We start from the raw sequence: 13,579 nt of genomic DNA, 5'->3' as shown, positions 1-13,579 counted from the left end.
AAGTGGCCAGCCTGTGAATAATCCGGCAGGCTGGCTATAATGACGTACTTTCCGAGGAGCGCTGCGAGGTCGCACAGACCCCAGGCTCGGAACCTGTGCCCGAAGCATCGGGCCGGGTCAGATTCAACGGCGCTCACCTGTTCAACCGTGCCGGGCACGGGTCGAGGGTGAGTCGTTTCAGCAGCACACATTCCCCGTCCTTTGTTCGGCCACACTGTTCCAGGAGAACACCGTGGCGAATGTAACAACCGAGTTCACTGATTACGTCATTGCCGATCTCAAGCTTGCCGATTGGGGCCGCAAGGAGATCAAGATCGCCGAAGGCGAGATGCCGGGCTTGATGGCCATTCGCGAAGAGTTCGCGAAGACCCAGCCGCTCAAGGGCGCGCGCATCACCGGCTCGCTGCACATGACCATCCAGACCGCCGTGCTCATCGAGACGCTCACCGCGCTCGGTGCCGAAGTGCGCTGGGCATCGTGCAACATCTTCTCGACGCAGGATCACGCGGCAGCGGCAATTGCCGCTGCCGGCATCCCCGTTTTTGCCGTCAAGGGCGAAACCCTCGTCGACTACTGGGACTACACCCACCGCATTTTCGAGTGGGCTGACGGTGGTTACTCCAACATGATCCTCGACGACGGTGGCGACGCGACCCTGCTGCTGCACCTCGGCGCCAAGGCCGAGAAGGATCTGTCGGTCATTGCTGATCCGAAGTCGGAAGAAGAAACCATCCTGTTTGCCGCCATCAAGGCCAAGGTTGCGACGGATCCGACCTGGTACTCGACGCGTCTGGCACAGATCAAGGGCGTGACCGAAGAGACCACCACCGGCGTGCATCGTCTGTACCAGATGCATCAGCGTGGCGACCTCAAGTTCCCGGCCATCAACGTGAACGACTCGGTCACCAAGTCCAAGTTCGACAACCTCTATGGTTGCCGCGAGTCGCTCGTCGACGGCATCAAGCGCGCGACTGACGTGATGATCGCCGGCAAGATCGCCGTGGTCGCAGGCTATGGCGACGTGGGCAAGGGCTCGGCGCAGGCACTGCGCGCGCTGTCGGCCCAGGTGTGGGTCACCGAAATCGACCCGATCTGCGCCCTGCAGGCCGCCATGGAAGGCTATCGCGTTGTGACCATGGAATACGCCGCCGACAAGGCCGACATCTTCGTGACGACCACGGGCAACTTCCACGTCATCACCCACGATCACCTCAAGGTGATGAAGAACAACGCCATCGTCTGCAACATCGGTCACTTCGACAACGAGATCGACGTCGCCTCGCTCGAAAAGTACGAGTGGGAGGAGATCAAGCCGCAGGTCGACCACGTCATCTTCCCTGATGGCAAGCGCATCATCCTGCTCGCCAAGGGCCGCCTCGTGAACCTTGGCTGCGGCACGGGCCACCCGAGCTACGTGATGTCGTCGAGCTTCGCCAACCAGACCATCGCGCAGATCGAGCTGTTCACCAAGACTGCCGAATACCCGATCGGCGTCTACACGCTGCCCAAGCACCTCGACGAGAAGGTCGCGCGCCTGCAGCTCAAGACGCTCAACGTGCAACTGACCACGCTGCGTCCGGATCAGGCTGCCTACATCGGCGTGCCGGTTGAGGGCCCCTACAAGGCTGACCACTACCGTTATTGATTGTGAAGCAGTGAGGAGTCAGGAGAGAGGAGTGAGGAGGAAACACCGCGACCTGTTGGCTTGGCAACATGCCATTGCCTTGGTCAAAGCTGTTTATCAACTCACCACTGGCTTTCCTGACTCCGAAAAGTTTGGGCTAACAGCCCAGATGCGAAGGGCGGCGATTTCAATCCCTTCCAATATTGCCGAGGGGGCTGCGCGCAATACGACCAAGGAGTTTCTGCATTTTCTTGGTATTGCGCGTGGTTCGTTGAGCGAGTTGGATACGCAGATCGTCATCGCCCGCGAACTTGCGCTATCGGCGCAGACTGATGAACTTGAAACAAGCATCAGTGATTTGTTTGGCCTTCTGAACGGACTGATCAATTCACTGAAACGCGTGGAGACGCAATGACCTCCTCACTCCTCACTCCTCGCTCCTCACCGAAGTTCAGTATTGAGTTTTTCCCTCCGGCTACGCCAGAGGGCATGACGAAACTTCAAGGTGTGCGCGCGCAACTCGCCGCATTGGGCCCCGAGTTTTTTTCCGTGACCTATGGCGCCGGCGGTTCGACGCGTGACCGCACCCTGCAGGTCGTGCGCGAAATCCGTGAAGCCGGCCTCGACGCCGCGCCGCATCTGTCGTGCATCGGCTCCACGCAGGACAGCATCCGCGAGCACCTCGCCGAGTTCCGTGAGATTGGCGTCAAGCGCATCGTTGCGCTGCGTGGCGATCTGCCATCAGGCATGGCCGATCCGGGCGAATTCCGTTACGCCAACGAGCTGGTCGAGTTCATCCGCAAGGAATCCGGCGACGAGTTCCTTCTTGAGGTGGCGTCGTATCCGGAAGTGCATCCGCAGGCGCGCAGCTTCGATGCCGACTTCAAGGCATTCCTGACCAAGGTGCGGGCTGGCGCCAGTTCGTCGATCACGCAGTACTTCTACAACGCCGATGCCTACTTCCACTTCGTGGAAGCTGTGCGTCGCGAAGGCGTCGACATTCCCATCGTGCCGGGCATCATGCCGATTGCCAGCTTCACCAAGCTGTCGCGTTTCTCAGAGAGCTGTGGTGCCGAGATTCCGCAATGGATGCGTCGCAAGTTCGAAGGCTTCGGCGACGATGCCGAGAGCGTGCGGGCCTTTGGGCTTGATGTGGTGACGGCACTCTGTGAACGCTTGCTGGCGGGTGGTGCGCCGAGCCTGCATTTCTACACGCTGAATCAGACGGGGCTGACGCGCGAGCTAGTGCAGCGGCTGGGGTTGCAAGCCAGCTAAGTGGTGTGCGCTATTGCTGCAACGAAAAGCCCCGTGAGGGGCTTTTCTTTTGGCATTTCACGGGGGCTAGCTATGAGCGAGTCGCTAGATAAAGCAAAAGCAACGCGATTGAATACGCGATACCTATCCATGCTGCCGCCCAAGTGACCGCCATTCCGGCTGAAATTGCCACTGATTTGCCTGGATGGGTTTTGCGCAGATCTTCATTTGCGAAGATGTAATAAGTCGCTACAAAAAACATCAGGATCTGAGCGGTGTATCCCAGAAACTGGGTCGCAAAAAAGACCGCTGTTGCCAAAAAAGGCGTGGCAAATAAAAGAAGAAAGCGAGGTGTGTTTACCTTGTAACTGGTTTTCAGTAGGAGACAGCTTGTCAGAGAGCGTACAAGGATGGCGCAGACAAAGGAGGCTGAGACCATGGCCAAAGCCAATACAGAGAACAGCACACGAAAATCTGGCACTGAGGCGTACATGTATGCAATTAGCGCAGGATGTGCAAATCACCTAGCAGCAACCAGAGTGCCGCTGCACCCAGCACGATCAGCGCGACAATCAGTCGTCGATTCAGCCGCTGCTGTGCCTGCAGGTGCTCGGTCACCATCACGACCTTGCGTGCAATCTCATCCGCATCCTGATTCAGCGCACGGTGCAGCAGGCGCGGCAGCTGGGGCAGGGTGATGGCCCATTGCGGGGCTTCTTCCTTGAGCTGGCGCAGTAGTGCGCGCGGGCCGACCTGCTCGCTCATCCAGCGCTCGAGGAAGGGCTTGGCGGTGTCCCACAGGTCCAGATCGGGGTCGAGCTGGCGGCCAAGTCCTTCGATGTTGAGCAGGGTTTTCTGCAGCAGCACGAGCTGCGGCTGCACTTCCATCTGGAAGCGGCGGGCAGTCTGGAAGAGCCGCAACAAGGTCTTGCCGAAGGAGATGTCTTTCAGCGGCTTGTCGAAGATGGGCTCGCATACGGCGCGGATGGCGGATTCGAATTCGTCGACGCGCGTGCCGGCCGGCACCCAGCCGGCGTCGAGGTGGGCTTGCGCGACGCGCTTGTAGTCGCGCTGGAAGAAGGCGAGGAAGTTCTGCGCGAGGTACTGCTTGTCGCGGTCGGTCATGCTGCCCATGATGCCGAAGTCGAGTGCGACGTACTGGCCGCGCTTGGCGCCCTCGGTGGCGACGAGGATGTTGCCGGGGTGCATGTCGGCGTGGAAGAAGCCGTCGCGGAAAACCTGGGTGAAGAAGATTTCGACGCCAGCGCGTGACAGCTGGCGAAGGTCGACGCCGCGTTCCTGCAGGGTGTCGGTTTGCGAGATGGGCACGCCATGCATGCGTTGCATGACCATTACCGATTTGCCGCAATAGTCCCAGTAAATCTCGGGTACCTGCAGCAGGGTTGAATCCTTGAAGTTGCGGCGTAGCTGCGAGCAGTTGGCGGCCTCGCGCATCAGGTCCAGCTCGTCTTCGAGGTGCTTCGCAAACTCTGCGACGACTTCGCGGGGTTTGAGTCGGCGGCCGTCGGCCCACAGTTTTTCGAGCAGGCTGGCCGCGGCTTCGAGCAGGGCGATGTCGTTGGCGATGATTTTTTCGATGCCCGGCCGCAGGATCTTGATGGCCACTTCGGTGCCATCCGGCAGGGCGCCGAAGTGCACCTGGGCGACCGAAGCCGAGGCGACCGGCGTCATGTCGAAGCGCGAAAAGACCTCGCTGACCGGGCGGCCGTACTCGGCTTCGAGCCTGGCCAGTGCCTCGTCGGTGGGGAAGGGCGGCACGCGGTCCTGCAGGCGGGTCAGTTCGTCGGCCAGCTTCGGGGGCAGCAGGTCGCGTCGCGTCGACAGCATCTGGCCGAACTTGACGAAGATCGGCCCCAGTGATTCCAGCGCCAGGCGCAGCCGTACCTCGGGCGCCTCGGCAAAGCGCCGTTGTGGCAACAGGCGGCGCAGCCACGAGCCCACGCGTGTCGTGGCGGCGTGGTCGACCAGGATCTGGTCGAGGCCATGACGGAGGCCGACGGAGCTGATGCGGGCAAGGCGGAGGAGGCGCACGGGTTGGCGATGAGGCAGGCTGGAAAGGCCGGATGTTAGCACTGGGGCGCGGGAGGGCTGAGGTACTGAGGACTGAGTGCCGAGTCACTCCCCAGCGCTCAGTCCTCAGTACTCAGCACTCAGTCCTTGTTTTGTTGCAGAACGGCTTGCACCAATTCCGGTAGCTGGCACAATCGCAGCTGCAAGACTGCCGTGACAACTCGTACAAAGGTGGCGCATGTCGATGTCCTTCCGGGCCCGGTTCCTGTCTCTGCGTGGCCGCCTGCCGCGCGCCGCATTCAACCTCTCCCTCCTCGCCTGGTTCTGCGTCACGACGGTGCTGTTCGTGTTCCTCGAAGCGCGCTTCGGCAGCCAGAGCACCCTGTTTCTCTACCCGCCGGCCGCCTGGTGTCTGCTGGCCCTTGTCGCCAAGCGACTGCATGACCATGGCCGCTCGCTGCTGAGCCTGTTGTGGGGCTTGATCCCCTTGTTCGGGCCGCTGTATCTGGCACTTGTGCTGCTGTGCTGGCGCGGTTCGCAGGGCGAGAACCAGTACGGTGACGACGTCCTGCAGCGCGGGGCCGACTACCTGCAGGTCGCGGTGACGGGAGTGCAGGCCTGATGAACGCGCCGCAATCCTTCATCAACGACGTCAGTGGTCTCAACCCGGTGCCGGTGTGGGTGGTCAGCACGCCGACCTCCATAGAAGAAGTGCAGGAGGCCGTGAGCCGGACGGCGGTGCCGATTTCCGTCGGCGGCGGTCACTTCAGCATGGGCGGGCAGACGGCCAGTCAGGGCAGCCTGCATCTGGACATGCGCCAGCTCAACAAGGTGCTGTTCTTTGCGCCGCAGGAGAAGATTCTGCGTGTGCAGGCCGGCATCCGCTGGTGCGACATCCAGAAGTTCATCGATCCGCACGGTCTGTCGGTACAGATCATGCAGACCTATGCCAACTTCACCGTCGGCGGTTCGTTGTCCGTGAATGCGCACGGGCGATACGTGGGCCTCGGGCCGTTGATCCTGTCGGTGCGCAAGCTGCGCCTGGTGCTGGCGGAGGGTGAGGTCGTGGATGCCAGCCCGACGCACAACGAACACATTTTCAACGCCGTCATCGGCGGTTATGGCGCGATCGGCATCATCGTCGAAGCCGAGCTGCAGCTGGTCGACAATTGCCGTGTCGAACGTCGCGTCAGCGAGATGCGTGTCGACCAGTACGCCGAATGGTTTGGCCGCAACGTGCGCAATGCGCCGGGCAGCGTCTTCCATCATGCCGACATCCACCCGCCGCATTTCGGTCGCGTAAGGGCCGTCACCTGGAGCGAGACAAAGCGTCCGGTCACGGTGCCGCATCGTCTGCAACCTTACCGCGCAAACCACCGCCTGCTGCGCTACGCGCAGCAGGCGGTGGCTGCGACGCCGCTGGGCAAGTGGCGGCGCAAGCACCTGATCGATCCGTTGGCTGTCGGTCGGCCCGTGCATTGGCGTAACTACGAGGCCGGCCATGACGTCGCTGTGCTGGATCGTTATGTGCGCAAGCAGCAGACCTGGCTGATGCAGGAGTACTTCGTGCCGGCACGCAGGCTGGATGAGTTCGTGCCGAAGATGGCTGAGGTGCTGCAGCGCTTCAAGGCTGACGTGCTCAGCATCTCCATCCAGCATGCTGCAGCCGACAGCGGCTCGCTGATGGCCTGGGCGCGCGGTGAGACCTTTGCGCTGGTGCTGTGCTACAAGCAGCCGGTCGTCTCCAGCGCCCTGGCGGCAACCGCTGTGTGGACGCGCGAACTCATCGACGCTGTGCTGAGTGTGGGCGGCACCTACTACCTGCCGTACCAGCCGCATGCGACGCTGGAGCAGTTCCACCAGGCCTACCCGCGCGCGCGCGAACTGTTCGCCTTGAAGCGCGATCTCGACCCCGACTATCGCCTGCGCAACCTGCTGTGGGACAAGTACTACGCGCCAGGGCTGCGCGGCGTGGTCGAAACGCCGGAACCTTCACCCTCGCTGTTCCGTCGTGTGTATGCCGACGTCGGCACGCGCGATGATTTCTTCCGCTTCCTGCAGAGCATCTTCCGTCTCTATCCGGAAGCACGGTTGCACACGCTGATTCGCGACGCCTGCCGTGAGCACGAGGACGACGCGTCAATCTATCGCAGCGTGCAGCAACGTCTGTCGCAGATCCGGCCCTTCCTCGCCGACCTGCGCTTTGCCTGGCCGGCCCTGCGCCAGCAGAAGAGCGAAGTGCTCGCGCAGACGCTTCAGCTGCTCGGTGAGCGACGCAACATCAGCGGCTATATCGAGGTGGGCACGACAGGGCGCTACATCAGTGCCCTGCGGCGCAGGATCCGCTTTCGCGGCGAGATTCTTTTGCTCGCAGACGAGGCGCCCGGCAGCACGGCAGCCGACATCATGGAGCGCGGAGGCGTTGCGAAGATTGGCCGCCATGCGCCGCTCGACGACCATGCACCGATTCCGCCAGATCTCGTGCGCGACAACAGCGTCGACATGGTGAGCTGCTACCTCGGCCTCAACCGCATCAATCCCGCTGACCTCTCGGCCTTCCTTGCCTCGGTTCACCGCGTGCTGCGGCCGGGCGGTCTCTTCGTGTTGCGCGAGCATGATGTGACGACGCCGGCGCTGGATGATCTGGTGTCGCTGGCGCACACGGTGTCCAACCTTGGCCGTGGTGAAAGCTGGGAACACAACCTCGACGAGCCGCGCCACTTCCGCGCCATCAGCGACTGGGTGCAGCGCCTCGATGCCGCGGGCTTCGGCGACACCGGTGCGCGACTGCGCCAGCAGCGCGATCCGACGCAGAATGTGTTGATGGCTTTCACCAAGCGCGGCTTGTCATGAAGGCGCTGTGGCGCATCCTGTGTCTGCTCTGCGTCGTGATGCTGACGCAGGCCGTGGCGGCACCGCTGGCGCCGCTCGAACATCGGCGCGGGCTGGAACAGACATGGCTGAGTGTCCCCGAGTGGTATCGCGTGCACAGTCCGACGGAGTTCGCGGCTTATCTGTCGCATGACGGCAAACCCAGTGACTTCCCCTGGCTGGGGCATGTGGGGCAGCTGTGGGGTAGTTACGCGGCGGCTACCCGGGCGCAGTTGCGTGATGCGCGTTCCGCACCCAATGCCGGTTACCACCTGACGAACCTAGCGACGGCTGGCGGCACCAGCGTGGAGTACAGCCTGCGTGCCGGTTACGAACTCACGGCAGGGCGCTTGGCCGAGCTGACGCGCGGCGTGGCGCCGACTGCCGAAGAGACGCTGGCCGCGCGAGTGGCGCAGGACTACGCCGACTTCATCCGCACGCGGCCGTGGTACGAGTTCGATTTCTTCGCACAGCTGGCTGCCGTCTGGCGCGATACCGGCGCATGGGGGCCGGATCTGCTGCGCAAGTGGGAGCGCAAGTACGCGCTGACGACGGAATACCTTGCCAAGGGGCTCTGCGCGCAGCTTGTTCGCCTGGTCGCGCCCGCGAGTGCTTCATCAGACAAGCCGACCACCGCAATCGTGGTGGACCGCTGGCTCGATCGCATCGATGGCGCATGGCCAGAGATGCAGCGTCTGCGCAGCTACCAGACAGGCGGACAGCTCTTGCTCGTGCCACGCCATGCGGCCTTCTCCATCATATCGACCGCAATTGCGCGCAGCGGTGCGAACTTCGTCGAGATAGCAGGCAACGGGCCGGAGGCACCGATCCTCCTGAGCGTGCTTGCGGGGCAGGACTGGAAACCCCGCAAAGGGGCGGTGCTGTTGCGGCAGCCTGTACTGACCCAGCCACGCGTCACGCAGGTCGTGTTCAGTGTGCCGATCAGCGCACTGGCCGAGAGCTTGCGCGATCTGGATACCCAGGGTTTGCGCCTCGAACATCTCCACGACTATTAGGGCAGTGCCGGCCCTGGCCGGATGACGATATGCTGCGCACCGCACACTGCCGGGGACGATCGGCAGGTGTTGCAGAAAAAACCGCAAGCAAATGGGAGACGAAATGAAGCAGCTGCTGTGGCGCCTGGTGGTGCTGGGGATGTTTGCAGCCATGCCTTTGGTGAGCTCGGGCATGACCTACACCCGGTTTGGTGACACCCTGATTCTGTCTGGGCCCGTCGAGACCGCCGATATCGAGCAACTGAAAGACCAGCTGGTGCCCGAGGTGCGCAATCTGGTTTTTCGTGGGGTTTCGGGGCGCGGCGGGTATGAGGCGCGGCATCTGGCTGACGTTGTAGGGAGCGCCAAGCTGACGACGGTGGTGCACGGACAGTGTAGCTACATGTGTGTGCGCATGTTCTTGTTCGGCAAGCAGCGCATGTTCTCGGCCGGTACGCGGCTTGAGGCGAGCTTCATTGATATCAGCGCGTCAATTCTGGCGAAAACAGGCCAGGCGGCGGATGTTGACGTGCAGTTCTTCCGGTCCGCTGCAGACATTCCGTACAGGTATCTGGCGCGATATGTTTTTGCGCTGGACTCGGAAAAAGGTGAGCGCCCGTCTTTGCTGGTTTTTCATCCCGACGCCAAGACTTCCAAAGGCAGCTTCATGGGCTGTGAGAAAGGGGATTTCATTCCCGCCTGTGATGCCTTGTCGGACGTCGATGCGCTGAGTGTCGGGATCATTACGACCAGGGAGCGGTTCACGCATCCCGGTCTGCAGGAGCTTGACGAAATCAAGGTGCCCGCTCCAAGCGGGGTGGCCGATCTGCAGGATCGTCCCGCAGTGCCAACGCTGTCTGATAACTGTGCCGGCAAGCGTTACGAAACCTTCCTCCGCATGGAGAAACCGCGCGCCTTCGTGGTTTCCAAAGCAGGTGGTTGTTACTCGGCCGACGCACAGGACATCCTGCCCTACAGACAGGCGATGGAGGCTTGCCAGAAGAAGGGCAAGGACTGCCGCTTCTATGCGGTCGACGACGCGGTGGTGTTCAAGCCATATTGATCGGATGAGTCCGTCGCGTCATTGTCATGATGCGACAGGCCTTCTGCGGTACGCTGAGGGGGAGACTTTCCGGAGGTAACCCATGCGGCGTTGGTGGCTTGTGTTGATGTTGCTGCTGGCCGGCTGCGCCGCCGGCCTGGTACGCGAAGACCTGCAGGCCCTGTTCGGCCCGTCTGACCCGAAGCGTTTCGATACGCCAACACCGGTGACGGGCGATCTGCTCTATCACCGCGATGTGCAGCCTATCCTCGATCAGCGTTGCGTCGTTTGCCATGCCTGCAACGATGCGCCGTGCCAGCTCAAGCTGTCGTCCTGGGACGGGGTGGTGCGCGGCGCCAGCAAGGAGCCCGTGTACAACGGTGCGCGGCTTCTGGAGGCCGTGCCGTCGCGCCTCTACATCGATGCGCAGAAGCCTTCCGAGTGGCGCAGCAAGGGCTTCTTCCCGGTGCTGAACGAACACCGCGGTGCGCCCGCTGCAGAACTGCAGGTGGCGACGCTGGCGCGCATGCTGGACATGAAAGGGCGTCATCCCCTGGTGCCCGATGCGCCCGTGCCCGACAGTCTCGATCTGTCGCTGGGGCGCGAGCAGGTTTGCCCCGCGCCCGAAGAGGTCAAGTCCTACGAACAGAAGAACCCCTTGTGGGGCATGCCTTTCGGTTTGCCAGCGATGAGTTCGGCCGAGGAGTACACGCTGCGCCGCTGGCTGGCGCAGGGGGCGCCATACGAGGGAGCGCCGGTGTTGCCGGCCGAGACGCTGCAGAAAGTGGCGAAGTGGGAGAACTACTTCAACGGTGACAGCCTGCGTGAGCAACTGGTCAGCCGTTACATGTACGAGCACCTGTTCCTGGCGCACCTCTACTTCGATGACGAGTTGGCGGTCAGCGGGCCGGCAGACAAGCCCCGTCGATTCTTCCGCATGGTGCGCTCGACCACGCCGCCCGGGCAGCCTGTGCAGGAGATTGCAACCCGGCGGCCGTTCGATGATCCGGGCGTGAAGCGACCGTGGTATCGCCTGGTGCCAGTCATCGAGTCCATCTCGAACAAGTCGCATATGCCCTATGCGTTGGGCGAGGCGCGCATGAAGCGCTGGAACGAGCTGTTCTACGGCAGCGGCGTCTATCGTGTTGAATCGCTGCCGCCGTACACGCCGGAGACGGCATCCAACCCTTTCCAGACTTTCCACGAGTTGCCGCTCAAGGCGCGCTATCAGTTCATGCTCGATGAGGCGCAGTTCACCATCATGGGCTTCATCAAGGGGCCTGTGTGTCGCGGGCAGACGGCGCTCAACGTGATCAACGATCACTTCTGGGTGTTCTTCTTCAGCCCGGAACATTTCGGCGAGGACGAGGTGGGCTTTCTGAAACGTGAAAGCCGCAATCTGGGTTTGCCAGCGGCACAGGGCAGCGACAGTCTGGTGATCACCCCCTGGCTGAAGTACGCCTATAACGAGCGCCTGTACTTGCTGGGCAAGTCGGCCTACCTCGACAAGGTCTACGCCCCGCCTGCACCGGGGCCGAATCTGTCGCAGTTATGGGATGGTGACGGACGGAATCCGAATGCTTCGCTGACGGTCTATCGCCACTTCGACAGCGCAACAGTGCTGAAGGGTACCGTGGGCGAGAAACCCAAAACGGCATGGGTGTTCGGTTACCCCTTGCTGGAGCGCGTGCACTACCTGCTGGTGGCGGGTTACGATGTGTATGGCAACGTCGGCCACCAGGTCAACACGCGGCTGTACATGGACTTCATGCGCATGGAGGGCGAGTTCAACTTCCTCACCTTCCTGCCCAAAGCCAGCCGCGCGGCCGCACGAGATGATTGGTATCGCGGCGCGGATAACGATATCAAGGACCTGGTCTATGGCAAGTACGCGCGCTTCGACGCCGAGACAGCGGTGCCGTTCAAGGGCGGTGAAAGGCCGGAGCAGGAGTTGATGGGCATGCTGGCGCGCAAGCTGCAGGCCGTGTCGCCGACCGACCAGGCGCTCAGCGGCGTAACGGATCTGAACCTGCGTCGCGAACTGGAGACGCTGGGGCGCGTCCAGGGGAGTGCCCTGAGCTGGATGCCCGAAAGTGCCTTTCTCCGCGTTGAGCGCAACGGCCAGCCTGTCGAGAGCGTCAGTCTGTTGCGCAACACCGGGCGCGCCAATCCGACGCGCCTGTTGCGTGAGGAGAAGGCTCTGCTGCCAGCGGAGAATTCGCTGGATGTGTTGCGGGGTTACGTCGGTGCGTATCCGAATGCCTTCTTCCGTGTGGAGGCAGCTGACCTGCCTGTGTTCCGTGCGGCGGTGGCCGGGTTGCGGAGTGAGGCGGACTACCAGGCGCTGGTTACCCGGTTCGGCGTGCGTCGCACCAGCAACGGTTTCTGGGCCTTTGCGGACACTGTGCACGCGGATGCCCTGCGTCGTGACCCCATTGATGGCGGGCTGTTCGATTTCAACCGGCTGGAGAATCGTTGAGCAGACGGCGCGCGGAAGCTGCTTTGCGCAGGGGGGCGGCGGTACAATCCCGCCTCTGATTTTTCTGCGGGATGACGTGCCATGAGCCGCCCGAACAACGACACGCTGCTGCGCGCCCTGATGGGCGAACCCACCGACTACACGCCCGTCTGGCTGATGCGCCAGGCAGGCCGTTACCTGCCGGAATACCGGGAAACCCGCGCCCGCGCCGGCAGCTTCCTTGACCTGTGCAAAAGCCAGTCCTTCGCGACCGAAGTGACCCTGCAACCGCTGGCGCGCTTCCCGCTGGACGCCGCCATCCTGTTCTCCGACATCCTCACGGTGCCGGACGCCATGGGGCTGGGGCTGTACTTCGCCGAGGGAGAAGGCCCGCGTTTCGAGCGCCCACTGCGCTCGGCCGAGGCCATTCGCGCGCTGCAAGTGCCGCCCATGGAGTCGTTGCAGTACGTGTTCGACGCGGTCAGCGGCATCCGCAAGGCACTGCAGAACAGTGTGCCCTTGATCGGTTTTTCCGGCAGCCCGTTCACCCTGGCCTGCTACATGATCGAAGGTGGTGGTTCGGATGACTTCCGCAACGTCAAGGCGCTGATGTACAGCCAGCCCGAGCTGTTGCACCACATTCTCGACATCAATGCCCGCACGGTGATCGATTACCTCAACACACAGATCGAACAGGGTGCTCAGGCCGTCATGGTTTTCGACACCTGGGGTGGTGCGCTGTCGACACCGGCGTACCGCGAGTTTTCACTGCGCTACCTGCAGCAGATCGTCGATGGCGTGATCCGCACACACGATGGCGAGGCGGTGCCTTTGGTTCTCTTTACCAAGGGCGGCGGTCAGTGGCTCGACGACATTGCCCGCACTGGTTGCGACGCCGTGGGCCTCGACTGGACGACTGATATTTCGCTGGCCCGCGCCCGCGTTGGCCATCACGTTGCCCTGCAGGGCAATCTGGACCCCGGTGCCTTGATGGGTAGCCCCGAGGGGGTTGCCCGCGAAGCGCGACGGGTGCTCGACGATTTTGGTCCGTACCATGGTCACGTGTTCAATCTTGGCCACGGCATCTCCCAATTCACCCCCCACGACAATGTGCGGGTGCTGGTCTCGACCGTTCATGAACACAGCCGGGCAATGCGTGCAGCGCAGGCCTTTTCGTATCAGCAGGCGCCTTTGCTGGATGGGGATGAGGCGCCAGACGAGGAGAGCCTGATCGTCCGGGTCTGAGCCCTGCCCTTGGAGGGCGGCGCGTGAAGGATGTCACGACAGGGCGGGGCGAAAAGCCC

The 13,579-nt window shown here is 62.4% G+C and carries 11 protein-coding genes and 1 riboswitch; of the genes, 9 read left to right on the top strand and 2 right to left on the bottom strand.

Features of this window, described 5'->3' with window-relative positions:
• Positions 1-47 precede the first annotated feature (47 nt).
• Positions 48-142: riboswitch (S-adenosyl-L-homocysteine riboswitch) on the top strand.
• Between the two features lie 90 nt (positions 143-232).
• The 3 genes from ahcY to metF are packed head-to-tail and all read left to right on the top strand — an operon-like array spanning position 233 to position 2,899.
• On the top strand, positions 233-1,645 hold the full coding sequence (gene ahcY / locus ABEA02_RS07895; RefSeq protein ID WP_345532346.1) for an adenosylhomocysteinase: 1,413 nt from the start codon (positions 233-235) through the stop codon (positions 1,643-1,645).
• A 31-nt stretch (positions 1,646-1,676) separates the two neighbouring features.
• On the top strand, positions 1,677-2,039 hold the full coding sequence (locus tag ABEA02_RS07890) for a four helix bundle protein (protein ID WP_345532345.1): 363 nt from the start codon (positions 1,677-1,679) through the stop codon (positions 2,037-2,039).
• Entirely contained in the window at positions 2,036-2,899 is an 864-nt protein-coding gene (gene metF, locus ABEA02_RS07885; protein WP_345532344.1) for a methylenetetrahydrofolate reductase [NAD(P)H], read from the top strand. Before ABEA02_RS07890 ends, metF begins: the two co-directional genes overlap by 4 nt.
• A gap of 70 nt (positions 2,900-2,969) precedes the next feature.
• On the opposite strand, the gene ABEA02_RS07880 is transcribed toward metF, so the two are convergent.
• Positions 2,970-3,371 carry a hypothetical protein gene (locus tag ABEA02_RS07880; protein ID WP_345532343.1) on the bottom strand — a complete coding sequence of 134 codons (402 nt, stop codon included), beginning with the start codon at positions 3,369-3,371 and terminating at the stop codon, positions 2,970-2,972.
• Positions 3,372-3,379: 8 nt separating this feature from the next.
• Positions 3,380-4,930: a ubiquinone biosynthesis regulatory protein kinase UbiB gene (gene ubiB / locus ABEA02_RS07875; RefSeq protein ID WP_345532342.1), complete on the bottom strand. Its 1,551-nt coding sequence runs from the start codon at positions 4,928-4,930 to the stop codon at positions 3,380-3,382.
• Positions 4,931-5,147: 217 nt separating this feature from the next.
• Here ubiB and ABEA02_RS07870 point away from each other — a divergent pair, with 217 nt between their 5' ends.
• From ABEA02_RS07870 to hemE, 6 genes are all read left to right on the top strand, one after another.
• Positions 5,148-5,531: a DUF805 domain-containing protein gene (locus ABEA02_RS07870; RefSeq protein ID WP_345532341.1), complete on the top strand. Its 384-nt coding sequence runs from the start codon at positions 5,148-5,150 to the stop codon at positions 5,529-5,531.
• Positions 5,531-7,762 carry an FAD-binding protein gene (locus tag ABEA02_RS07865; protein WP_345532340.1) on the top strand — a complete coding sequence of 744 codons (2,232 nt, stop codon included), beginning with the start codon at positions 5,531-5,533 and terminating at the stop codon, positions 7,760-7,762. The genes ABEA02_RS07870 and ABEA02_RS07865 overlap by 1 nt, the downstream gene beginning before the upstream one ends.
• A complete protein-coding gene (locus ABEA02_RS07860) occupies positions 7,759-8,796 on the top strand; it encodes a hypothetical protein (RefSeq protein WP_345532339.1) in 1,038 nt (345 codons plus the stop codon). Before ABEA02_RS07865 ends, ABEA02_RS07860 begins: the two co-directional genes overlap by 4 nt.
• A gap of 103 nt (positions 8,797-8,899) precedes the next feature.
• Positions 8,900-9,838, top strand: coding sequence for a hypothetical protein (locus ABEA02_RS07855; protein WP_345532338.1), 939 nt, complete (start codon positions 8,900-8,902; stop codon positions 9,836-9,838).
• An 82-nt stretch (positions 9,839-9,920) separates the two neighbouring features.
• Complete coding sequence (locus ABEA02_RS07850; RefSeq protein WP_345532337.1) at positions 9,921-12,296, top strand: fatty acid cis/trans isomerase; 2,376 nt, start codon at positions 9,921-9,923, stop codon at positions 12,294-12,296.
• An 81-nt stretch (positions 12,297-12,377) separates the two neighbouring features.
• On the top strand, positions 12,378-13,520 hold the full coding sequence (gene hemE / locus ABEA02_RS07845; protein WP_345532336.1) for a uroporphyrinogen decarboxylase: 1,143 nt from the start codon (positions 12,378-12,380) through the stop codon (positions 13,518-13,520).
• The last annotated feature ends 59 nt before the right edge of the window (positions 13,521-13,579 follow it).

This window comes from Viridibacterium curvum (genome assembly GCF_039544165.1).
GTDB classification, from domain to species: domain Bacteria; phylum Pseudomonadota; class Gammaproteobacteria; order Burkholderiales; family Rhodocyclaceae; genus Viridibacterium; species Viridibacterium curvum.
This window is presented reverse-complemented; position numbering and strand designations above follow the sequence as displayed.